At 45.2% G+C, this 22,505-nt stretch carries 19 protein-coding genes; 4 read left to right on the top strand and 15 right to left on the bottom strand.

What is annotated here, in order from left to right; translation table 11 throughout:
• Positions 1 to 9: 9 nt before the first annotated feature.
• From ACE3K2_RS10815 to ACE3K2_RS10780, 8 genes are all read right to left on the bottom strand, one after another.
• Positions 10 to 699: an ABC transporter ATP-binding protein gene (locus ACE3K2_RS10815; protein WP_421889664.1), complete on the bottom strand. Its 690-nt coding sequence runs from the start codon at positions 697 to 699 to the stop codon at positions 10 to 12.
• A gap of 105 nt (positions 700 to 804) precedes the next feature.
• The gene (locus ACE3K2_RS10810) at positions 805 to 2,058 is read right to left on the bottom strand and encodes an ATP-binding protein (protein ID WP_421889662.1); all 1,254 of its coding nucleotides are present in this window, start codon (positions 2,056 to 2,058) and stop codon (positions 805 to 807) included.
• Positions 2,055 to 2,750 carry a response regulator transcription factor gene (locus ACE3K2_RS10805; RefSeq protein ID WP_421889660.1) on the bottom strand — a complete coding sequence of 232 codons (696 nt, stop codon included), beginning with the start codon at positions 2,748 to 2,750 and terminating at the stop codon, positions 2,055 to 2,057. Before ACE3K2_RS10805 ends, ACE3K2_RS10810 begins: the two co-directional genes overlap by 4 nt.
• 228 nt (positions 2,751 to 2,978) lie before the next feature.
• A complete protein-coding gene (gene cydC, locus ACE3K2_RS10800; RefSeq protein ID WP_421889659.1) occupies positions 2,979 to 4,715 on the bottom strand; it encodes a thiol reductant ABC exporter subunit CydC in 1,737 nt (578 codons plus the stop codon).
• Entirely contained in the window at positions 4,712 to 6,541 is a 1,830-nt protein-coding gene (cydD, locus tag ACE3K2_RS10795) for a thiol reductant ABC exporter subunit CydD (protein WP_421889657.1), read from the bottom strand. The genes cydC and cydD overlap by 4 nt, the downstream gene beginning before the upstream one ends.
• A 14-nt stretch (positions 6,542 to 6,555) precedes the next feature.
• The gene (locus tag ACE3K2_RS10790) at positions 6,556 to 7,569 is read right to left on the bottom strand and encodes a cytochrome d ubiquinol oxidase subunit II (RefSeq protein ID WP_421889655.1); all 1,014 of its coding nucleotides are present in this window, start codon (positions 7,567 to 7,569) and stop codon (positions 6,556 to 6,558) included.
• Positions 7,569 to 8,933: a cytochrome ubiquinol oxidase subunit I gene (locus tag ACE3K2_RS10785; protein ID WP_421889653.1), complete on the bottom strand. Its 1,365-nt coding sequence runs from the start codon at positions 8,931 to 8,933 to the stop codon at positions 7,569 to 7,571. Before ACE3K2_RS10785 ends, ACE3K2_RS10790 begins: the two co-directional genes overlap by 1 nt.
• Positions 8,934 to 9,307: 374 nt before the next feature.
• Positions 9,308 to 10,702 carry an MFS transporter gene (locus ACE3K2_RS10780; protein WP_421889651.1) on the bottom strand — a complete coding sequence of 465 codons (1,395 nt, stop codon included), beginning with the start codon at positions 10,700 to 10,702 and terminating at the stop codon, positions 9,308 to 9,310.
• A 109-nt stretch (positions 10,703 to 10,811) separates the two neighbouring features.
• Between ACE3K2_RS10780 and ACE3K2_RS10775 the strand changes: the two genes are divergently transcribed.
• Together ACE3K2_RS10775 and ACE3K2_RS10770 are read left to right on the top strand one after the other, a co-directional pair.
• Positions 10,812 to 11,687: a LysR family transcriptional regulator gene (locus ACE3K2_RS10775; protein WP_421891149.1), complete on the top strand. Its 876-nt coding sequence runs from the start codon at positions 10,812 to 10,814 to the stop codon at positions 11,685 to 11,687.
• A 34-nt stretch (positions 11,688 to 11,721) separates the two neighbouring features.
• Positions 11,722 to 12,288: a GNAT family N-acetyltransferase gene (locus ACE3K2_RS10770; RefSeq protein ID WP_421889649.1), complete on the top strand. Its 567-nt coding sequence runs from the start codon at positions 11,722 to 11,724 to the stop codon at positions 12,286 to 12,288.
• 88 nt (positions 12,289 to 12,376) lie between these two features.
• Here the strand turns inward: ACE3K2_RS10770 and ACE3K2_RS10765 are convergent, their stop codons facing one another.
• From ACE3K2_RS10765 to ACE3K2_RS10750, 4 genes are all read right to left on the bottom strand, one after another.
• Positions 12,377 to 13,348 (bottom strand): hypothetical protein, encoded by a 972-nt coding sequence (locus tag ACE3K2_RS10765; RefSeq protein WP_421889647.1) that lies wholly within the window; start codon positions 13,346 to 13,348, stop codon positions 12,377 to 12,379.
• The gene (locus ACE3K2_RS10760) at positions 13,345 to 13,839 is read right to left on the bottom strand and encodes an RNA polymerase sigma factor (RefSeq protein WP_421889645.1); all 495 of its coding nucleotides are present in this window, start codon (positions 13,837 to 13,839) and stop codon (positions 13,345 to 13,347) included. The genes ACE3K2_RS10765 and ACE3K2_RS10760 overlap by 4 nt, the downstream gene beginning before the upstream one ends.
• A gap of 194 nt (positions 13,840 to 14,033) precedes the next feature.
• Complete coding sequence (locus ACE3K2_RS10755) at positions 14,034 to 15,614, bottom strand: histidine-type phosphatase (protein WP_421889643.1); 1,581 nt, start codon at positions 15,612 to 15,614, stop codon at positions 14,034 to 14,036.
• Positions 15,615 to 15,747: 133 nt separating this feature from the next.
• The gene (locus tag ACE3K2_RS10750) at positions 15,748 to 16,167 is read right to left on the bottom strand and encodes a DUF3237 family protein (RefSeq protein WP_421889641.1); all 420 of its coding nucleotides are present in this window, start codon (positions 16,165 to 16,167) and stop codon (positions 15,748 to 15,750) included.
• Positions 16,168 to 16,304: 137 nt separating this feature from the next.
• Between ACE3K2_RS10750 and ACE3K2_RS10745 the strand changes: the two genes are divergently transcribed.
• Entirely contained in the window at positions 16,305 to 17,507 is a 1,203-nt protein-coding gene (locus ACE3K2_RS10745; RefSeq protein ID WP_421889639.1) for an MFS transporter, read from the top strand.
• On the top strand, positions 17,500 to 18,144 hold the full coding sequence (locus ACE3K2_RS10740; protein WP_421889637.1) for a TetR/AcrR family transcriptional regulator: 645 nt from the start codon (positions 17,500 to 17,502) through the stop codon (positions 18,142 to 18,144). The genes ACE3K2_RS10745 and ACE3K2_RS10740 overlap by 8 nt, the downstream gene beginning before the upstream one ends.
• Positions 18,145 to 18,237: 93 nt before the next feature.
• Here the strand turns inward: ACE3K2_RS10740 and ACE3K2_RS10735 are convergent, their stop codons facing one another.
• The 3 genes from ACE3K2_RS10735 to ACE3K2_RS10725 all read right to left on the bottom strand — a co-directional run bounded on the left by ACE3K2_RS10735 (position 18,238) and on the right by ACE3K2_RS10725 (position 22,475).
• Positions 18,238 to 20,499 (bottom strand): glycoside hydrolase family 3 N-terminal domain-containing protein, encoded by a 2,262-nt coding sequence (locus ACE3K2_RS10735; RefSeq protein ID WP_421889635.1) that lies wholly within the window; start codon positions 20,497 to 20,499, stop codon positions 18,238 to 18,240.
• Between the two features lie 98 nt (positions 20,500 to 20,597).
• Positions 20,598 to 21,518 carry a carbohydrate ABC transporter permease gene (locus ACE3K2_RS10730; protein WP_421889633.1) on the bottom strand — a complete coding sequence of 307 codons (921 nt, stop codon included), beginning with the start codon at positions 21,516 to 21,518 and terminating at the stop codon, positions 20,598 to 20,600.
• A gap of 15 nt (positions 21,519 to 21,533) precedes the next feature.
• Positions 21,534 to 22,475 carry an ABC transporter permease gene (locus tag ACE3K2_RS10725; protein WP_421891146.1) on the bottom strand — a complete coding sequence of 314 codons (942 nt, stop codon included), beginning with the start codon at positions 22,473 to 22,475 and terminating at the stop codon, positions 21,534 to 21,536.
• Positions 22,476 to 22,505: the final 30 nt, after the last annotated feature.

The following is a 22,505-nucleotide window of genomic DNA, read 5'->3' as shown; positions in this document are numbered from 1 at the left end:
CTAGTATACCTATTCAGGATCTTTCACCCCTGTTTGCTGCAAGAGTGTGCCATCTTTTATATTAACAATACGGTCCGCTCGCTGGGCCACATTCAGATCATGTGTGATCATAATCAAGGTTTGATTGTACTTTCTGACGGAGTAGGTAAGCAGATCCACAATTTCTTTACTGTTTTTGCTGTCCAGGTTGCCGGTTGGTTCATCCGCCAGAATAATCGATGGTTTATTGATCAATGCGCGTCCAATTGCAGTTCGCTGCTGTTGCCCGCCTGATAATTGGGATGGAAGGTGCTGCCTTCGATCGCTGAGTCCCAGCACGCTCAATAATTCCTCAAGATAACCCTCGTCCACACGTTTATTCTCAAGCAGCATCGGCAGTTTAATGTTTTCTTCCGCAGTTAACACCGGGATCAGATTGTACGATTGAAAAATAAAACCGATTTTGCGTCTTCTGAACACTGCCAATTCATTTTCACTTTGAGAATAGAGGTCCATACCGTCAATAATGACATGACCACTTGTCGGTTGATCCACTCCCCCGAGCAGATGCAGCAATGAGCTTTTGCCAGATCCGCTGGCGCCCACGATCGCAACGAATTCTCCTTGATTGACGGACAGATTAACATCTCTCAATGCTTCCACCCTAGCCTCAGCACTTCCATATATTTTACATAAATGATCGGTCTTCAAAATTTCCACCCTGTTGTACCTCCAGTTGTATGATTAACATTGCTTGATTGTTATTATAGGTGTGGAAGCTTACGTTGAAGTGAAGAAGAAGCTTACATTATCGTAAGCTTCTTCTTAAGTCCACTCTTTTTTGAAAAACGAAATTTTGAATGTCGTCCCTTCTTGAGGCACACTCTCCACCGTTATGATCCCGTGTTGTTCCTCAATAATTGATTTGGTCAAAGCCAGACCAATACCTATACTGTTGGGCTTGTTATGGTTCTTGCCTTTATAGAATCGCTTGAAAATATGCGGCATATCTTCGGGATGGATACCTTCGCCGTTGTCCTGAATAATGATTGTATCAAACAGTGCGTTTTCCTCCAAATGGATTTGAAGCTCCCCCTCTGGTGGGGTGTGTTCCAGTGCATTTTTTATCAAATTCATGACAGCTTCCTTAAGCCACTCTTCATCTGCTTGCACATACATATTCTCACTTCCGAGGATAGTTATGTTTTGCCGCTTCTGGTCTGCTACTATCCGGAGTGAATAGACAACGCTCTCCACCATCTCCCTTAACTCGATTCTCTCTTTTCGAAATTCAACTGCTCCCGCTTCGACCCGTGCCAGCTTAAGCAGGCTGATGATGAGCCATTCCATTCGATCAAGCTGCTGTCGGCTTCGTTCCAGAAACGTGATTCTCATTTCTTCTTTCATCCCAGGATCATCCAGCAGATTTTCATTGAACACAATCAGAGAAGCCAGGGGTGTTTTGAGCTGGTGGGAAATGTCAGATAACAGATTACGCAGGAAAGTTTTTTCCTGCTGGAGTAACTCCAGGCTGTTGGTTAATCTTCCTGCCATTGCATTAAAGCTTCGGCCGAGCGAGCCGAAGTCTCCGTCCTCCGTTTCAGGCAGTTTTTTATCGAATTGCTGTTCCACAACCTGCTCCGCCGCATGGGAAATCGTTCTGATTTTTATGAAAAATTTACGATACTCCCACAGAAGTACAATTAGGAGTGGAATCAGGAACATCAATACCTGAGTTGCTGTTTTCACGGGTAACGCTAGTCCTGTAAGAGCCGGTTGCTCTTCTAAAGGCATGCCCGCCTGATAACCATATTGTGCAAGAATACGTTGTCCCTCAGCGATTTCATCGGTCTGGGCTCCCTGGGTAACATACTGAATCACCTCATTTTCCAACTGGGGATCTTTCATTAACAAATGTCCGATTAGGGCGCTATTCTGATTCACGATGCTTGTATTGATGCTATCCACTTGATGCTGCATGTAAAAGAACATCATAAACGACAAAAGAACTTGCAGCGCAAGTACTTTAATGACGAGGGACTTCCACTCTGGATTTCGCAGGACTTCGATCATGTTCATTTCCCTATAACTTCCATGTTCCATTTATATCCAATTCCCCGAACAGTTACGATATACTGTGGTGATGCAGGAATATCTTCGACTTTCTCTCTTAACCTGCGGATATGGACAGAGAGCGTATTATCATCGATGAAATCGCCCGACAGATCCCAGAGATGAGTCAGAATTGAACTCCTGCTGCATATTTGCTTTGGATGAGAGATCAACATCAATAGTAGTCGATACTCAAGTGCCGTCAGTGTAATTTCACTATTGTATTTGAGCACAGTTCCTTCTAAAATGCGTACCTGGATGTTATCGGATATCCATAAGCTTAATTCTTGTTTTCCCTTGTTGTTACGTCGCAATACGGCTTTAATTCGTGAAATAAGTTCTTTGGTTCGAACAGGTTTGGTGACATAGTCGTCTGCTCCGAGATCAAGCCCTGCAACCACGTTTGCTTCCTCATCCAGAGCCGTCAAAAAGATAATGGGCACTTGCGACGTTACCCGTATCTCGCGGCATAATTGATATCCCGATCCATCAGGTAAAGTGACATCCAACAAAATAAGATCGATTGATTTGGCCTGCAGTTCCTGTCTGGCTTCTTCCAAGCTACCCGCCACAACGACCTCATATCCTTCATTGGACAAGGTATATTGAATACCAAACGCCAGATTTTCATCATCTTCCACAAGTAATAAGTGATTCATCGTACACCTCAGCTCATGCTATTTTGAATTTGTATTAATTTCATTTTGATTATAGAGTTCCTGCGTCATTATACATCATTTGAGTTCATTCACGTGAATGGTTATTCTCAATGGATAGACAAAAAGACTAAAGAATGGATTACTGTTAATCACAGATAACATCAGTAACCGTTCTTTAGCCTGTTTTGAAGTACGACTTACACCGCAAGCAGGACTGATTTTACATTTTCACGCCCCGGCGTCTCCAATCATTTGTCTCTCAATTTGCTTCATTTCATAAAAGTATCCTTTTTGCTCCATCAGTTCGGAGAAAGAACCCGACTCCACAATCTTGCCTTGGTCCATGACAACAATGCGATCCATCTCTTCCAATCCGGTCAGCCGGTGACAGATTAGAAGAAGTGTATCTTCGGATGCCTGTGCCAAAAGTTGCTGCAATACACGTTGCTCTGTGACGTAATCCAGAGAAGACGTCGGTTCGTCCAGCAGCCATAACCGTCCGTTGCGTAACATGGCGCGTGCCAGAGCCAGCCGCTGCTTCTCGCCATCCGACAGGTTCTCCCCTTTTTCATACACCATATCGCTCAATAACTTATTCGGCAGTTGTACTTTATCCAACACAGCCACCAGTTGTTTGTCCGAATGTTCTTCTCCATTCAGCAGCAGATTATCCCGAATGGTTCCCCGGAAGAAATGACTTTGCTGCAACACAACATTTGCCCTTTGCCAAATGCTCTCCTCATTCAATTCCCGTACCGGAACATCGTTTAACCGTATATCACCAGACGTTGGTGTACGCAACTTAAGTAGCAAATCGATAATCGTTGACTTGCCTGATCCGCTTGCCCCAACAATCGCAGTTTTGGAGCCTGCTGCAAGTTGCAGGGATAACTCCTTTAGTGCCGGTCTCCACTCCCCTTCATATTGGAAGTTAACATGAGATAACTCAATCGAAACCGCATGATCGGCTGACACTTCACCGCTTGGCTGCACAGCATGTACATCAGAGGTAGGCACTGTTTCCACTGTTTCCGTCAGTCGCTGAGCTGCGTGTTCGCTATCCTGCTTATATAGAGGTAATATGGCCATTGCCGCAGCTTCTTCGAACACGGTCTGCGTAGCCAGGATCAGCATGGCGAGGAATACACCGGCAAACACTCCATTCATAATTAAAAAAGCGCTCAGTGCAATTACACCCCATGTCACGAGATATGTCACAAAAACGTGCATGGATTGCCCTCGCAGCAAGTGCGAAGCAGCTTGTTTCTGTTCAATCGCCAATGTAGCCGAAGCCTGCTGAAGCTGTTGCTCACGATGTTCCAATTGGCCGTATACTTTCAGATCCCGGAAACCATACAATACTTCGGTCACTTCCGTGGACAGCAAGGCCCGTTGCTGGCGGACACGTCCGTGTATTTTTCGCTGTCCTAACAAAACAATGCCTGGTACAACAAAAGCCGTGACCAGCATACCTAATACTAACAAGCACGAAATCCAGATTGAAAAGGCCGAGGTGAACAGCATGGTAGCCAAAAATACCATAACAACAATGATGGGTGGATATGCGACACGCAAAAAGTAATTTTGCAAGCTTTCCACATCACCCACGATTCGCGCAAGCAGATCTCCGCTTCGATTTTTGTTCAAAATCCCCGGCGTTACCGGAATCAGTTTGGCAAAAAAGGACGTCCGCAAACGGCTCAGCATGGAGAACGTCGCCCTATGGGAATACAAACGTTCTGCGTAACGACTCGCCGCCCGAAGGAAACCAAGCAGTTTAACCATTGAAGTGAGTACAATTAAGGTGTACAGCGGTGGCGCAAATACCGTTTGCGAAATCATGTATCCACTCGCGGAAAAGAGAGCTACCCCTGCTATGCCCGCGATGAATCCGCCCAAAATCGAAAGCAAGATATCCTTGCGCTCCTGAATCATCGCTTTTGACAGAATCGTCAGCTCATTCATGCTAACCCTCCTTTCCGTTGTACATCCACCATCTCGACATACTGAGGCAAGCGTGCAAGAAGTTCGTTGTGATGTCCTGAATCCACCAAGACCCCATTGTTCATGAACAAAATCTTGTCCGCATGTTGAATCGTATATAACCGGTGTGCCACCGTAATCATCGTCGCCGTTTTGGCTAATGAAGCAATAGACTGCTGCAGTACCCGCTCGGTGTGCAGATCCAGTCCTACTGTGGGTTCATCGAACAAAATCACGGATGGTCTCTTCAGGAAAGCACGTGCCAAGGCAAGTCGCTGCTTTTCCCCTCCAGATAATCCCCGGCCACCTTCACCAACAAAGGTATCCAACCCCTGCTCCAATTGAGCGACAATGCCAACAAGCCCTGCTTCCTCTGCCGCCTGCTCTATTTCACCTCTGGAGACATTTCGACCCGCGCCAATTGAGATATTCTCGGCAAATGTACCTGCAAAAATATACGGATGCTGTGTAATGTAGCTAACACGTTCGAACCATGCAGCCTCATCATGTTGTGAAAGCTGGCTTCCGTTAACCAGAACCGCTCCCGAATCTGGTTTCAGCAAACCGGCCATGAGATGAAGCAGCGTGGTTTTACCTGAGCCGCTTTTGCCTACAATAGCGATCTGTTCTCCCGGTCCAATCGAGATCTGCCCTGTCTCAAGTCCAAAGGAATCCGATGCGTACTGGAACCGGACATCGTCCAGTTCAATGGTTGGTGGCCATGTAATCAACTCGGGACGAGTTGTATGGGACTCTTCGGTCTGTGCAAATGCATCGGCATCAGCATCAGTTAGTTTGTTTTGATCGGACCCTTCTTCAAGCTTCGTTGGTGTGCTCATGATATTGGTTTCCTCAAGCATCTGTTCCACCTTACGAATCGCCCCCATGCTGGTTCGCCCGCTGTGAAAGGCCGTTCCCGTATTCTTCAACAGACTGTAAAACTCAGGGACGAGCAACAACACAAGAAAGGCCGTGTGGAAGCTCATCGATTTGAACACAAGTAACTGAATTGCCAGTTCAAGCGCAACGATTCCGATGCTTAACATCACGATTGATTCCAGCATAAACGTATTTGTAAATGCAATCTTCAAAATGCCCATGGTGGCATCACGATACCCCAGACTGCTGTGTTCAATCTTCTGCTGCTGACGTTTGGCCCGTCCGAATATTTTCAACGTAACCAGCCCTTGAAGCGAATCCAGAAATGTACCGGAGAACTCGGCCAGTTGTGCGTATTTCTCTTCGGATTTATTCTTTGTCTGAAGTCCCACCAAAATCATGAACAGCGGGATAAACGGTGCCGTAAATAGCATAATCCAGCCTGTGTTGGCGTGCTGCGTAAACGTAACAATCAGAATCAGAATCGGAATCATCGCTGCTTCCATCATACGCGGCATGTACTGACTGAAATAACTGTCGGCTTCGTCCACAGCATCCAGAGCAACACTGACCTTTCCTCCCGTCTGTCCACGAAGGGTTGAAGGCATGGAAGCTCGGGTCAGGTTCTGCAACACCGATGCTCGCATATTTGTCTTGGCACGGGCTGCCATATGCAAGCCCACTTTCCCGTTACCATACATCAACAGTGTGCGTACAGCCATAACAGCTAGCAATAAGCCGAGCAACAGCATTACGGATGAGAAGGAAGCTCCCTCTACAAAGATTCGCTGCACTGCTTCAGCCACCAATGCGGCCTGACTTACAATAGCTACACCAAGCGCCAGCGAAATGATCGCAAGGAGAAGCCTGTTTTTTCGTTGTAAAGACATTTGCTGCGAGATCAGATTGGATTTGGCTCTCCTCTTCATTGAACGCTCCTCCTTTATTTTTTACCTTTCACATAATCCGCATCAAACAGGAACAGTTTAAAGACCAGAATAAGAGAAGGAATTAACAGGCACAGACCACCGATAAACACAACGACGAGTGCGAACCCCATCGCTGGTGGTGTGGCGCTGCTCTGAATGGTGATGAATGGATCAAGAATATAAGGATACTGTCCAATCCCGTATGCAAAAAAGGCTGTGAAAAATTGCAGCATGATGCAAATAAAAGCTAATCCGTAACGGCGTCCGTTATATAACAGCCACATGGCAATCATGAAAAATGAAACGGATAGCGCCAGAAGCCACCATAAATCCATCATGTTTTGAAAATGACGCTCATTGTGTTGACCCAAATATATAAATGCAGTCAGCGCGAGAATAATGGTCGGTGTGCTCCAGAACAGAGCATAGTTCCGCATCAGCTTTAAGGCCAAATGATCCTCTGCCCGAGAAGCGTAAAATGTGAGAAATGATCCGCTAATGAACAATACGGATACGATGGCGAGTCCAACGATGCTCCATGATAACGGATTGGTAAACAGAGCCCAGTAATCCAGGGAGACGCTGTCCGCCTGCTTTAGAATAAAGCCACCTTCAGACAATGTCAGTGCCACTGACAACGACGCCGGAATAAGTAAGCCTGTAGCTCCGTATAAAAACAGATATACGATGTTATTTTTGGAACCATAATTCTCGAAAGCATAGAATGACCCACGAATGGCAAGCAGAATGACGGCAATACTTCCCGGAACAAGCAGCGCGGAACCATAATAATAGGCCGTATCTGGAAAGAATCCAACGATGCCAATATAGAAAAAGACAAAAAATACGTTGGTGATCTCCCAGACCGGTGATAGATAACGGGAGATCAGACGATTAATCAGATGATCCTGCTTCGTCAGGCGTGCATAAAAGGCAAAAAAACCTGCTCCAAAATCGATCGAAGCTACAATAAGATAACCGTACAAGAACAGCCAGAGTACCGAAATCCCAATCAACTCATAACTCATCAGCTCTTATCCCCTTTCTCGGCTGATTGATCCTGCTTCTCCTTCAACCATTTCTCCATCTCAAGCTCTGCAGGATTGTTATTGAACAAACGTCTCAACACGAGGACACAGATGACGCCGAGCACGATGTACAGAAGCAAGAAAACGAAAAATAAAATTCTCACACTCGGTGAAGAAGTAGCGGCCTCTTCTACTCGCATATAACCTCGGATGATCCATGGCTGCCGCCCCACTTCTGCATAGAACCAGCCCATCTCAACAGCCAGAAATGCAAGCGGTGCACTGAGAGCAACCATACGTAGCATCCACTTGTTAAATTGGTTGCGCTTCTTCCAGAACACAAACAGGAAGTATAGAGATGAGATCGCGAGCAGAGCGAATCCGATTCCAGCCATCAGATCAAACAAGTAATGCACAAGTAACGGTGGATGCTCATCGGGTGGAAATTCATTCAGCCCGGTTACCTCGGCGTTAAAGTCTCCAAAGGCAAGGAAACTGAGCACTTTTGGCAAATGGAGAGCGCCTATAATTTCATGTTCTGCATTCAGCCATCCCAATAAAATTAAGTCCGCGCCGCTTTCCGTCTCGAAATGCCACTCGGCAGCTGCGAGTTTCTCCGGCTGATGTTCAGCCAAAAACTTGGCAGATACATCTCCAGCTAAGGAATTTAATAAACTGAATACCAGAACAACCGCCATCATAAGGTTTAAGCCTTTCTTGTGATAGGCCGACACGCCTTTTCTCAACATCGCAAAGGCTGCAATTCCGGCTAACAGCGCAGCTCCTGTCAGATACGCCGAGCTTAATACATGGAACACCTTGGAGAACGTCGCCGTATTCAGCATGGCTTGCACGGGGTTCACTGCCATGAACTGACCTGCTTCCATAACAAAGCCTTCAGGCTGGTTCATGAATCCATTCACTGTTGTAATAAAAACAGCAGACATACCTGCCCCGGCAACAACCGGTATAGTCAGCAACCAGTGAATATAAGGATTTTTGAACCGATCCCACGTGTACAGATAGATGCCCAAGAAGATCGCTTCAAAAAAGAACGCGAATACTTCCATAAATAGGGGCAGTGCAATGACATTGCCGGCCAGTTTCATAAAATTCGGCCATACCAGAGCCAACTGCAGTGATATCGCTGTGCCTGTCACAACCCCCACCGCCACAGATATGACAAATCCTCTGGACCATCTCTTCGCCATAAGTATGTAATGATGATCCTTCTTTCGAATGCCGATGAACTCTGCAATAGCAATCATCAAAGGTACACCGACACCCAGCGTCGCAAAAATAACGTGGAATCCGAGTGTCAAACCAGTCACCAGTCTGCTCCATAACACCGTATCAATAGCCATTCTTTGTATTGCCTCCTTTCAACCTCTGTTCATTTGTAGTGATAAACTCTTGCTTCTGACCAGGTCTGCTACTCATTGCAGGACAAGAGAAAAATTTCACAAAGTAAACGACAACGATATGTTGCCACATGTTCTTGGTGATTACTCCTGTTGATTCCTGATATTCAATACATCGAAATGGTTAAACGAGACCTAATAATCAAAATTATTATATCTTTATTTTTATCTAATTCAATCCAAGTCACGTCTTCTACCCTAAACGTTCAAGAAAGGATCAACTCTTTCTGACAACTTGGTGAAAAACAAAAAAAACACCCAATAGAGCTATTGATTCATTGGGTGCAAACGTGTTATTGCAATTCGAATTCGCTATTTTACTTGCTTACTTGTTCAGGACTCACCGCACCTGCCTCGCGACGTACGCTCATCATGATTAATGATGCAGCTAATACCGTAAGGATGATTCCCAGCACCTGAAATCCTGTCACATTGAATGTATCTCCCATGACAATACCAATCAATAGCGACGATAAGATGGTCCCCAGGTAGCGTGATGTATTAAAAATTCCCGATGCTACTCCAATTATTTCTTTGGGTGTGCTTTTGAACAGAGCTGCTTGCATACCAACCGCGTTTAAGCCATTACTTATCCCAAATAAAACTAGGGTAACAATGACAATGAATATTGGAGAAGCTTCATTCATAACTGCGATCAATATAGAGCCAAATGTCATTAAAGAAGCTGATACGATCAGAGCTGGCCGTGATCCTGATCCGTCAATCCAGCGCCCTGCGATCGGAGCTATAATGACTGAACATAACCCCAAAGCAAGCATGCTTATTCCTGTATGAACTTCATTGAGATGACGTACCTGCTTCAAATACGTGGGAACTCCAAAAAAAAGGGCGTAAAACAGGATGTTCACCAACATGTATTGCACATTCACCCAAGTCATCTCGGGATATGTGGCAAACGTTCGCAGGGGAATGTAAGGCGTGGCCGCTTTTAATTCATGTCGGATGAACATAACGAGTGCGATTAACCCGATTCCTCCTGTCAGCAGATGCCATATTGAACTAGCTCCTGCAGAATTTACTGAAAGTAAACTGATGAGAAGAGTCACCAAAGCTACAGTAAACATCAGGATACCTGGTGCGTCAATTAACGCAAGCCATTGCCGAATGGACAGGTGACTAGATATCGATGGAGATGACTCGTCCTTCGGTATTGTTTTCCAGGCGAACAAAAAGCTTGCCATAACAAAGGGAATATTAACGATGAATATGCTGTGCCAGTCCCACCAATGAATTAATACTCCGCCAATAAAGGGCCCGATTGCAGCTGCTCCGGAAAGGAAAACCGCCAAAATGGACAGTGCGGATGCTTGTTTGTCAGTCACGTTAATTCTTATAATCGCCATTCCGACGGCCACCATCATACTTGTGCCAATCGATTGAACGATCCGGAATACGATGAGCCACGAAAAGCTGGGAGACCATGGAGCTAACATGGATGAAACGAAAACAATAACAAGACCCAGAAGGAAGATCTTCCTGCGACCGAACAAATCACTACACTTCCCCACAACGGGTTGAGCAACAGCACTGGCAATGTAAAACGATAAAATAATCCACGAAACGGCTGGAAAATCAAGTTGATACACGAGTTGCAATCTTGAAATAGCCACAGAGATCATGGAGGAATTCAACGGATTTAACATGATTCCGAGCCCAACAGCTAACATCAATCCTTTTTTCTGAATGTTCATGGGTACACCTCTCCTTCTTCTGATGTCATCCTACTTGAGATCATTCATTTATTCCAACGCATTGTATGTTATGATTTGATGAACTAGAAGGAATGAAGGAATGATGCCAATGGAGCTTCTTCAACTAAAATATTTCCTGACAGTGGCTCGATGCGAGCATGTTACCGAAGCCGCAGGCAAGCTACATGTCACGCAATCCTCCCTGAGCAAAACGATACAACGATTGGAGGATGACCTGGGAGTCCCTTTATTTGATCGAATCGGAAGAAAACTGCGACTAAACGACTTTGGAAGAACATTTCTTCACCGAACTGAAAAGGCCTTATTTGAATTGGAACAGGGACAGCGGGAAATTACTGACCTCTCCAACCCGGATCAGGGTATACTTCAATTGGCGGTGACTACGGCGAGTACCTTGCCAGGCATACTGCGGGAATTTCGGAAAAACAAGCCAGATATTCAGTTCCATGTACAAATGGTTTCGTTAGAACACATGTCCAGACTTCTGCATCGGGGCGAAGTGGACTTTTGTCTGGCCTCCCCTCCGATTCAAGGTGACGATATTGAATGTCAGATGCTGTTTGACGATCCAATTGTAGTAGCCGTTCCCCTGGGCCATCGATATGCAGATCGAACTAGCATTCAATTAGCCGAGCTAAAGGACGAGTCGTTTGTTGGGGTAAAGAAAGGTTATGGTGTTCGTGATATGGTGGATTCCACATGTCAATCCGTTGGTTTCCTACCGAAGTATGTATATGAAGGTGATGAGCCCGCAAGATTAACTGCCTTGGTGGAGGCGGAGATCGGTCTTGCATTTATACCAAGCACGGCCAGAAACCCGCATGAACGTATTAGATACCTGCCGGTAGAAGAGCACAAACTCGTTCGGGAGATCGCTCTGCTTTCGCACAAAAACAGATATATTTCAAAAGCAGCTTTGGAGTTTCGGAGCGTGGTTATGAACTATTTCGGTGCTATGACTTGAGGAGAAATTTAATCCAGAGGAGTTGTTATTACTTTTGAACTTAAAAGCAGAAAAATTTGATTATATTTCAGAGACAGAACGATTAATAATCAGACCATTACAGAAAAACGATTATGAGAATTGGTTGAATGAATTTGAAAACCGCTTGCCCTCTCAACACTGCCATGATAAAGGGAAAATGGATATGAGTGAATGTACCTTGGATTGGTTTCATGATCTGGTAGATCGACACCAGGAGTTAGCGCGTACAGATGCCGTTTATGTATTTGGTGTCTTCAGAAAAGAAGACGGTACGCATCTGGGTATGGTAGATATTGCAACCTTGGCAAGAGATGATTTCCAATGGGGAAGCTTTGGATATTCCATCCATAATCAGTATTGGCGAAAAGGTTATGGCAAAGAAGCTGTGAATGAGGCTCTTCATATTGCATTTAAACATTTGAAGTTCCACCGTATAGAAGCCCATATCAATTTGGATAATACCCCTTCAGTAAAGTTAGCTGAAAGCGTGGGTATGGAATTTGAATGTGTACGTAAAGGTTTCATACACGAAAATGAGGAGTGGACTGATCATTTGGTTTATTACAAAAATTACAATTAATCTACTCCCAACGTTAATCAAAAGAGCGAACAAAGCACTTTCGTGCCCTGTTCGCTCTTCTTCATGCATCCGTATCGATCCCTTCGTCTTACTCGCCCAAGCTGTTCCAGAATGATTGAAACGCGCCTTTTTCAACTTCGAGAAAGGCAGGAACATTACCATAACGCACCAGACCTTCACCGAATAGAACTAGTGGAACCTGCGTTTTGTCTTCCAGCGTGAGATAGATAATCTCGCGATCTTCTTTGCCATAGAGGTTCTCTTCCAATTCCGGACTCGTTGCAATCGGTTTGGCAGCATTTAGCGATGAGATGAAGCTGTCCAATGCTTCATCCGCTGCTAACGGCTGAAACTGCTGCAATCCGTTGTTCCAGCTGTCAAATGTCTCCCATTGTGCCGAAGCGATGTTGCCTTCGAGATGAAGCTTACCGATCAGGTCAGCACCAGTACCAATGGTGATCCCGTTGTTCTTGTCAAATAGTTGAGCATACACCTGACCGTCGATCTCGGTGTAAGACATGATGCGGAAGTCCTTATCGTAGCCATTAACCGCATAGATGTCTGCTTCTCCAATGTTGGAAGCAAGCTCCGTGTATTTATCCTGACCACTAAGTTCGTGGATGCCGCCAGTTGTAGTACCCAGCTTCTCGCCCCGCAGAGGGAGTGCATTTGCGCCCTCAAGCAATGTTGGGGACTGTGTATAGACGTTTCCTCCATACACAACCAGCTGCAACATATCCGCCATCGCGCCTTTACCCTGAGAATCCGGCAACTCCATCTTCGGAATCACAATCGGATCAAACGACGCGCCCGGAGTCACCTCTGCCACCTGAGGAGTTGGTGCAGCGGGTCCATTGAATTGTTGCCATACACTCGGTGCAGCCAAGCCAATGCTGGCAGCGATAACGACACTTGCTGCAATGTATAGTGGTTTGCGTTGACGTTTTGGCCCCTGATGTTGCGTGTTCAAAGCTTGTTCTACCCGTTTTTTCATTTGCTCGTTTGTTTTCATATGATCCACCGCTTTCTTGTAGTTTTGTTTGAATTGTTCTTCGTTCATTGCAGTTCCTCTCCTTCCAGCTCCAGTTTTAACAGCTCTCTTCCTCGCTTTAATCTCATCTTCACCGCTGACTCGCTAATCTCCAGAATCTCGCTGATTTCCCGAATTGCATAATCTTCGTAATAATACAGATGAACCACCGATCTATACTTGAGGGGCAGTGACATCACGAGTTCGATCAGCGCGTGATCTTCCGGGTTGTCCGTTGTAAGGGCATCGACACCCTCCAGCTTGACCTCCCGTTTGCGCCAGCCTCTGCCTAATAAGGATTTGCAATGATTGGTGATGACCCGAATCAACCATGCTTTTTGATGCTCTGCATCGTTGAACGTAGGGGCTTTTTCTATTAGTTTGATGAAGGTATCCTGAGTGGCTTCCTCCGCGTCTTCCCGTCTGCCGAGGTGCACCATGGCAATCCGGAACAGCGTATCCGCGTATGTCTCGTAGACTTTCATCACATGATCTCCCAGCTGGGGCACTGATCGCTGCATGGTTGGTATGCCCTCCTTTATACCTCTAACACTCCTAAGGACGACATTTGGTCACATTTTGTTTTGATTTTTTTATTTGTCCATTTTATTCTAAATGCAAAAAAAGAAAGCAGCTCCGTGGAGAGAGTCGCTTTCTTCATCTTCATCTTTATCTTTGTCTTTATCTGGATATTAATTGTATATCGTTTCCCCGACTAGAATTTCTTCTGTAAAAGCTCGATATTATCTTCCAGGCTGCTATCGAGCTCCACGCCTACTTTCTGCAGTTTGTTTTGGTAATATGTCTTCACATCATCCCATTTATAGTATGGGTAGGTCTTTGTTTCGATCGGGAACGCGATTTCTTCTTCATTTCTAAGCATCTTCACGAGAACATCCTTCCCATTGGAATACAAGATCCATTGGATGTTTGCTCCCATCGGTGAGATGACCGAGCCATTCCAGTTTTTGGTTACATCTTGCGGTTTATCGATACTAACATTAGCCCCGGCGATATCCAGGAATGAAGATAGTGGAATAATGGTTTCTGCATGAGCAAAACGAAATATACCAGCCGTGTCTTTCTGCTCAATGGACTGTTCGGTAGACACGATCAATTCTTTGACCAGGGGTGCAATGATATTCTGTGGCAGATCCGTTGATGTTAAGGATGGACCTTTTTCATAAAAGTCATTGATATTATCAACGCTCTCGTACCACTTCAACTGATTGGTCGTAAAATACCGCCCGAATTCGAAGTCCCCTTCTCCTTTAATATTCGAAGATATGATGTACAGTTCGTATAAATTCGAAGCCGCTTCGGTTGGATTGCTGAGCTTCACTTTTCCTTTCTCATCCTTCAGCTCGAACTCGCCCGAATTCAATCTCTGATAAAAGTTTTCAGTAAAAAATTGCAAAAGAACCTCTTTTGCATAACGAGTTCCAGTGCTCTGTGTAACATAATCCTCGTATAACTTAACCCACTCTCCATCTTCTACATACTCGTTATACTTCGTAGCCAAGTCGTAGGGCCGTAGATAGGGGTCTTTCCCTTCTTCAAAAGCTGAAGACAGAATGTCTACCTTGTTACCTCCCAAGCTTTCCTTTAATCCGGCAATAAATTGATCTCTGCTCTGGGGTGTTCGATCTTTGAAGGTGGCCTGGGCAATTACTTTTTTATCTGATGTAAATAGTTCTTTGAAGTTCTGCCCAACTCTGGCCCCTATTCCTTTCAATTCTTCTCCACCCGTAGTGGATAACAATCCATAATGATCTTTTTCAACCTTCATCAATTTGCCAATTTCTTTCTTCAGCTCTTTCCCCAGATTGGTAGCCTGCCCATCCTTTTCAGCGATGTCGAGCAGTTCGTAGAGCGTCTTGTCGTACTTGGAGCTGGATAGATGTCTGGAACCATGTCTGCCTATGTAGTTAATAAATACCGGTTCATATCCATCAGGAGCTTTAGTATAATTGGTTTCCTTAAAAGGATATGGCGTTTTGGTGCCGCGGTATCCCTGCTCATCGTTGATTTTTTGTCCAACAAAGACCGATTGGGTCTTGTTATCCCAGTCTACCTTTTGCCCCAAGGCTTCTCCAACCGCTCTTGCCGGTACATAAGTGACCCCATTGTAGAGAAATGATTCACCCTCAACCTTTTGTCCGTTCACGATCACATTAGCCGATTGTTCAGACACTTCGATCATGCGTTTGGAGCCTGCACCATATACGTCAAACATACTTACGGACGCTAGCATGGTGAGTGATACTACTGAAATCCCGATTTTTTTGATCATCATATTGATTAGTCTTCTCCTTAGTCCGCCTGATATGGGTTTATTTTCGCTCATCAAACTATAGGTGAGAAGTGTCTGCGCTGTATCCATCCTTTGTTAATGGAATGTAAAAGAATACATATGAACACATTCGTTATCATGACGTCCTGTATATTTTTATATCTACTCCTGACTCCGTTGGATGACCTTCTCCAACTAATGTTTCACTGTTCAAAAAAGATAAAGCCTTGCTATCCGTAATCATTTTGGGGGAAGTACGGAATAAAGCAGTTTTCAGCGTTTTATCGATGTTTCCGTTGTTTTCGATATAAATTTTGCAAGCATATCCTGTATAGTCCTTGCCTTGAATCATGTATCTTGCCGAAAGCGTATGCGGGTCACCATTCTTGCCGATGATCTGCGTATCCACTCCTCCACCGAGCACAATTCCCTCAAAGTACTTTCCGGTTACGCTGCCAGTAAAGGTAATCATCACAACCGAATCATCTTCGTTATTCTGTAAATCATATGATCTCTCAATGTTCACATGTATCGTAAACAACTCTTCTAATTTCACGCGTTCCCACCTCCATATGAATTCAATTATAGCTCTTTTCACGTAAAAAAAGATTTACAGATCTCCATCGAAACATTTAGAATGGTTTACATACTGTAAAGGTTAACACAATGTAAATGAAGGAGTTTATAAGGAGCATGAGTACATTACCCAAAGCAATTCGCTTTCCACTGTTCATTCTGATGTTAAATCTGTTTATCGCTTTATTGGGGCAAGGCATGCTCATCCCCATATTGCCGGAGTATTTGAAGCTTTTTCATGCGGGAGGCACTGTTGCAGGATTTCTGGTAGCGGCGTTTGGTGCCGCTCAATTTTTCTTTTCACCTCTGGGAGGACAATTGTCTGATCGTTTTGGACGTAAAAAGTTGATCATGGCTGGTATGTTTCTGTCTGTTGTTTCAGATATCATATTTGCGTTGTCGACATCATTGCCGCTCCTCTATGTCGCCCGATTTATCGGTGGAATCAGTCTCGGTTTAATGGTTCCTGCGAACCTTGCTTATGTCGCTGATATTACAACACCGGAGACTCGCGCAAAAGGCATGGGCTATTTCGGCGCAGCAATGAATTTGGGAATGGTTCTTGGACCTGGTCTGGGTGGTCTCATCGCCGAGATGGGTATTCGCATGCCCTATTTCTTTGCAGCTGGTCTGGGACTGATTGCCGCATTGATGACGCTGCTGCTGCCTGAGACACTTCCCCCGGAAAAAAGAACTGTCTCCATCCGACTTCAAAAGGGAGATCATCTGGGTAAGAAAATCTGGAGTTCATTTAAAGTCCCCTATTTTAAATACTTGATTGTGTTGCTCGTTATGACCTTTGGCCTCATGAGTTATGAGACCGTATTCGCACTTTTTGCAGAACAAAAATATGGATTCAACGCTGCAACGATCTCCATCATTATTACTTTGGGCGCAATTATCGGTATCGTTGTGCAGATCTGGCTTTTGGATTGGTTCGTACAGAGAGTTGGTGAAGTTAAGCTGATCCGACTCTCCTTAATAATCACACCCATAGCTTTATTGTTAATGTTAATTAAGGTCAACCTTATCTTTCTGTTATTCGCTTCAGCGTTGTTCTTTGCCTTTAATTCATTTTTGCGACCTTCGGTCAGCACGTTAATATCCAAAAATGCAGGAGATCGGCAAGGTTATGCATCGGGACTGAATACGACATTTTCCAGTCTCGGAACGGTGATTGGCCCGCTGATTGCAGGACTATTGTTTGACAAAAACATAAACTTCCCGTATATTTTTGGTGCAATTATGCTGCTCGCTTCTCTCGGACTGACCTTGAACGCATTTCGTTCGAAGAAAGGACAACGGTATATAAGTGAATGATAACTGGCATCAACAATTGGGAAATAAACATCGTGATGATTTGATCGCAGCAGGTAAGGAGCTTTTTTTGAAATATGGATTGCTCCAGGTGAAGATTAAGGATGTTTGCACAAAAGCTGAACTTAGTAGAGTGACCTTTTATAAACATTTTCAGTCCATGGATGAGCTTCTTCTAGCCATTCAGATGCAACTGATTGAACATTTAACGGATGAGGTTAGCCGTGCATCCATGAAGGACATGAACGGACGGGAACAACTGAGGGTCATGTTGAATGCCTGGGTTGGTTATGCCCAGGATCATCCAGACTACATCCGGTTTATTCAATTATTTGATATCAACTATGAGATGTATGATTTTCGTCCTGAATTAAGAGAAGTGTATGATACGTTCAACCAGAACGGGAAAGAAAAGCATTTCCTGATGGGCGCTTTATCCCAAGGCATTGTTGACGGCAGTATTAAGAATCCGTCCCCTCCGCTGGATCTGGCTCAGTTTATCTTTACCACGATGATGGGCATGCTCCAGCGCATGGTAACGATTCGTGCTGCTCAGGATCAATCATTGGATATGCGGATGACGGAGCAATTTGTGAAGATGTTACTCCAATTTGTATGTAGCGAAGAACTCCCTGAGTGATGGCATGGTAGATGGATTGGTGAAATCAAAGAATAGTAAAAAAAGCGGATTCCGTATAATGGAATTCGCTTTTTTTCTTCATCTAAGGAAGCCTTAATCCGTTTGTACGGGCAATTTTCCTTTAGCTTGCAGTTGACCAACTAAGACTTTGATCCCGGCAGACGTATTTGGCTCCTGCTTTCCATACACAGCAAGCCCTGAGCGCACGTTCTGCAAATGGATCATCTCATAAGGGTTACCAAGTGACATCAACGTGTAACGCTGATTACTCTTGTTCAGCGCATGAATCAAGGTCTGATACTCACTCCAACCGAACTGGCTGGCTACGTTCCGGAACTGATAAGAAGCAAGAATGACATAATTGGCTTTACCCATTGCCTGGAGCGTTTCATTTATTCTCCCTTGTCCAACAATTGAAATCTCAGTCTTTAACGACAGATTATTAGCGGATTGCAGCAGTTGTTTTTCAAGCTGTTTCGCCTGTTCCTGCTCGGCTGCGACAATCACAACCCGGTCGCCTTGCTGAATTGGATCCGGAAGCCCACCTTCGCGGCTGCTGAGTACGGTAACCGCTCGCTCTGCAATTGTCTGCTCTACTTCTCGGTGCTCCTTAGAGCCAATAATCCCGTTAAGCTGAGTTAGCTTTTGCGCAAGAGTCTGGCTGCGTTCGAACAAACCATATTTCGCTTTCATCTCCAAAATTCGTTTCACAGATGCGTGTATGGTTTCATCCTTGATCGTTCCATTGTTCACCGCATTCACCAGCGTTTGATGGGCCGCTGCTGCATCTTTGGGCATAAGAATGATATCAACACCTGCGGAAACGGCGCGTTCTACTGATTGATTCTCCCCAAAATGCTCCGCAATGGCATTCATGGTGAATGCATCGGAAATGATAAGACCTTCATATCCCAGCTCTTCGCGAAGAAGTCCTGTCAGCACTTTTTTCGATAAGGTGGCTGGAATCGGCACAGGTTCACCGTCTTTGAGCGAAGTGACATGTTCGTTATCGATGGCGGGAAAAGCGATATGCGCGGTCATAATCATATCTACCCCGTTTTCAATCGCAGCCCGAAACGGTTTTAATTCTACCGCATCAAGCCGCTCGCGATTATGGGTTAGTACCGGCATTCCGAGATGGGAGTCTACCTGCGTATCCCCGTGCCCCGGAAAATGCTTCACTGCTGCCATCACCCCGGATTGCTGTAAGCCCTGTATGGTTGCAAGACCAAGCCGCGTTACCATATCCGCATCCGATCCAAACGACCGTATCCCAATGATGGGGTTATCTGGATTGCTGTTGATGTCTAGCACTGGCGCAAAATTTATCTGAAGTCCCAGTGCCTTCAGCTCTTCCCCTGTCAGCTGACCAGCTGCTTTTGCCAGCGTTGCATCCCCAGCTGCGCCAAGCGCCATCTGCCCAGGCAGGTTCGTTCCGCCTGGTATTCGCTTAATCACGCCACCTTCTTGATCGATGCTAAGAAATAGCGGAATGTCTCCTGCTTCTCTTTGCATATCATATGTGAACGTTGTAAGCTGCCTCACGTTGACAATATTTTTGTCAAAAACAATAAGTCCGCCCAAGTCTTGATCGTGAATACTGCGTTTCAATCCCTCATTAACGGTCGTCGTCGCTTTGCCATTCCACTGCCTAATATCGGGCATAAGCATCTGACCCACTTGCTCGCTTACCGTCATATAGGATATCAGCTTATCCCAATCTTGTGTCCGAATGGCCGCTTCACGTTCGAAGCGAATGACTCTCGCCATAAATACGGCATATTCAGCACGTGTGACAGCTTGATTTGGACGGAAAGTGGCATCCGAATAACCACCGACCAAGCCGTTTGAACTCATAATAAGAATGGGTGCTGCAGCCCAATGCTTGTCCGTATCGGTCCATCTTGCGGGATTCTTACCTTCCGCGAGTGAATATGCCCGTGTGAGGAAGGCCGCAGTCTCTGCGCGGCTAAGCGGTGCGTCCGGACGGAAGGTTCCGTTTGGGAAACCGCTCGCAAGTCCATTTTTAGCAGCTATCATGATTTCTCGATGGAAAGGGTGTGTAGTTGGAACATCCGAATAAGTTGTGCCTTCCACTGCTCTTTGAAGCTGATCTGGATAAAGCTCCCGCACCATAAAAGTGACGGCTTGTGCCCTTGTCACAAGTACCCCAGGCTTGAAGATCCCATTGCCGTATCCAGCTACTGTTCCGCGTTTCGCCATATACGTGATGCCATCCTCTGCCCATTTCGAATGTTTGAGATCAACAAACGTTTCTTCCGCAGCTGCCGTTCCCACCCCAATAAGCATAGAGCCAAGAACGGCACCAATCATCGTCATCCATTTTACATGCATTGGTTTCACTCCTGTTGTATTCTATGGATGAATAGACGCTAATACGGTATCGTTTGTTGCGTTTTCACAGATTCAATGAAGTTATATACAGTTCATGACTATCCCTTCACGCCGCCAATCGTCATACCCTGTACAAAGTATTTCTGTAAGAACGGATACACCATCAGAATGGGAACACTTGCGATAATGGTCATGGTCGCTCGAATCGAGGTTGGTGTGACCGCTGTTGCATTACTTTCGGCAGATTGATAAACATCACTTGCGGATGAAGTCGCTGAGGTCGTTGAAGTTTGCAGAATCTTCATCAATTCGTATTGCAATGTACTTAATTCCTTATTGGATGAGTTGTACAGAAATACATCAAACCAGGAATTCCATTGCCCCACCGCTACAAAGAGCGATACGGTTGCCATTGCGGGAATCGTTAGCGGCAGGACAACTCGGATAAATGTCGTGAACTCCCCTGCCCCGTCAATACGGGCTGACTCCAGAATGCCTTCAGGAAGACCTTCAATAAAGGAACGGATGACTATCATATTGAAGACTCCAATTACACCCGGAATGATATATACCCAGAAGGAACCGATCAATCCAAGGTCTCGAATCAGCAGATAACCGGGGATCAACCCCCCGCTGAAGTACATGGTGAATACAAAAAACATCGTAACAAACTTTCGAAGCACAAATTCCTGACGACTAACTGTATACGCAAGCATGGCTGTACAGAAGACGGACACCACGGTTCCAATGACCGTACGCAGGGCGGAGATCAGCGTTGCGTGATAGATATCGGATTCGCCAAAAATGTATTTGTAATTGTCCAGTGTCCATACACGGGGCCATAGATATATTCCCCCCCGAATAGCATCGTTCGCATTATTGAAGGATACGGCAATCATATTAACAAAGGGATAGATCGTCACAATCATCAGACATACCATGAAGATGATGTTAATGGTGTCAAACGCCCGATCCCCGGTACTGCTATTCCGCAAGCGGGATGTGTTTCCTTTTCGCATGGCATAGGCCTCCTTTTAGAATAGTCTGCTCTCTCCCATTTTTTTCGCAATATAGTTCGCAGAGAAAAGGAAGATGAAACTGACCACAGTTTTGAATATGCCTGCTGCTGTACCCAAGGAGAAGTTCCCCATCCCTAATCCATATTTCAGTACAAAGATGTCCAGATTCTCTGAATAATCCATATTCATCCCGTTACCCAGCAGATATTGTGGTTCGAATCCGGATTCCAGAATACTTCCCATGTTCATGATCAACAAGATCACAATAACCGGCTTCAAGCCAGGCAGAGTGATATATAACATCCGTTTGAAACGACTGGCTCCATCAATCTCGGCAGCCTCATATTGTGCCGGATCAATCGCTGTAATTGCTGCCAGATAGATAATGGTGTTCCAGCCGACATCTTTCCACACCTCGGTTGCCCCCAGAATACCCCAGAAGTATTCACCTTTCCCCATCCATAGTACCGGACTGTCAATCAGGTGAAGCTTCATCAGCAACAGATTGATAATTCCGTCTGGTGACAGGACGGTTAATACAATGCTGGATGCAACAACCCACGAGATAAAGTGAGGCAGATAACTGACGGTTTGCACGAAACGTTTAAATATGACATTTTTCAGTTCATTCAACAAAAGAGCCAATGTAATTGCTGTCACAAAACCCAATACCAGTTTAATGGAACTCATGACGAGCGTATTTCGCAGCACCCGGTAGAAGGTATTGTCTTCAAATAACGTACTAAAATGCTGCCAGCCTACCCACTGCTGATCCGAGAAAGACCTCGCCGGTTTGAAATTCTGAAAAGCCATGGTCCATCCCCATAGCGGCAGGTACTTGAAGATAAAAGCCCAGATGACAAAAGGAATACACATCCAGGCAAGCGTTCGTTGCTGCACAAGTCGCTTGAAGAACGAGTGTGCTCTGGTTCCCTTCGGATTCGGCGCTTGCGGCATCGAGTTAAGGGAGACATTCGGTTTCTCCAC

This window comes from Paenibacillus sp. (genome assembly GCF_048976745.1).
Lineage (GTDB): Bacteria > Bacillota > Bacilli > Paenibacillales > Paenibacillaceae > Paenibacillus.
The sequence above is the reverse complement of the archived record's forward strand: the minus strand, read 5'-3'. Positions and strand labels throughout refer to the sequence as shown.

Excerpts from the sequence above, each read along its gene's own strand:
- ACE3K2_RS10810 (WP_421889662.1), bottom strand. The coding sequence starts at position 2,058 with ATGAACATGATCGAAGTCCTGCGAAATCCAGAGTGGAAGTCCCTCGTC.
- ACE3K2_RS10805 (WP_421889660.1), bottom strand. The coding sequence starts at position 2,750 with ATGAATCACTTATTACTTGTGGAAGATGATGAAAATCTGGCGTTTGGT.
- cydC (WP_421889659.1), bottom strand. The coding sequence starts at position 4,715 with ATGAATGAGCTGACGATTCTGTCAAAAGCGATGATTCAGGAGCGCAAG.
- cydD (WP_421889657.1), bottom strand. The coding sequence starts at position 6,541 with ATGAAGAGGAGAGCCAAATCCAATCTGATCTCGCAGCAAATGTCTTTA.
- ACE3K2_RS10790 (WP_421889655.1), bottom strand. The coding sequence starts at position 7,569 with ATGAGTTATGAGTTGATTGGGATTTCGGTACTCTGGCTGTTCTTGTAC.
- ACE3K2_RS10785 (WP_421889653.1), bottom strand. The coding sequence starts at position 8,933 with ATGGCTATTGATACGGTGTTATGGAGCAGACTGGTGACTGGTTTGACA.
- ACE3K2_RS10780 (WP_421889651.1), bottom strand. The coding sequence starts at position 10,702 with ATGAACATTCAGAAAAAAGGATTGATGTTAGCTGTTGGGCTCGGAATC.
- ACE3K2_RS10775 (WP_421891149.1), top strand. The coding sequence starts at position 10,812 with ATGGAGCTTCTTCAACTAAAATATTTCCTGACAGTGGCTCGATGCGAG.
- ACE3K2_RS10765 (WP_421889647.1), bottom strand. The coding sequence starts at position 13,348 with ATGAACGAAGAACAATTCAAACAAAACTACAAGAAAGCGGTGGATCAT.
- ACE3K2_RS10760 (WP_421889645.1), bottom strand. The coding sequence starts at position 13,839 with ATGCAGCGATCAGTGCCCCAGCTGGGAGATCATGTGATGAAAGTCTAC.
- ACE3K2_RS10755 (WP_421889643.1), bottom strand. The coding sequence starts at position 15,614 with ATGATGATCAAAAAAATCGGGATTTCAGTAGTATCACTCACCATGCTA.
- ACE3K2_RS10745 (WP_421889639.1), top strand. The coding sequence starts at position 16,305 with ATGAGTACATTACCCAAAGCAATTCGCTTTCCACTGTTCATTCTGATG.
- ACE3K2_RS10735 (WP_421889635.1), bottom strand. The coding sequence starts at position 20,499 with ATGCATGTAAAATGGATGACGATGATTGGTGCCGTTCTTGGCTCTATG.
- ACE3K2_RS10730 (WP_421889633.1), bottom strand. The coding sequence starts at position 21,518 with ATGCGAAAAGGAAACACATCCCGCTTGCGGAATAGCAGTACCGGGGAT.
- ACE3K2_RS10725 (WP_421891146.1), bottom strand. The coding sequence starts at position 22,475 with ATGCCGCAAGCGCCGAATCCGAAGGGAACCAGAGCACACTCGTTCTTC.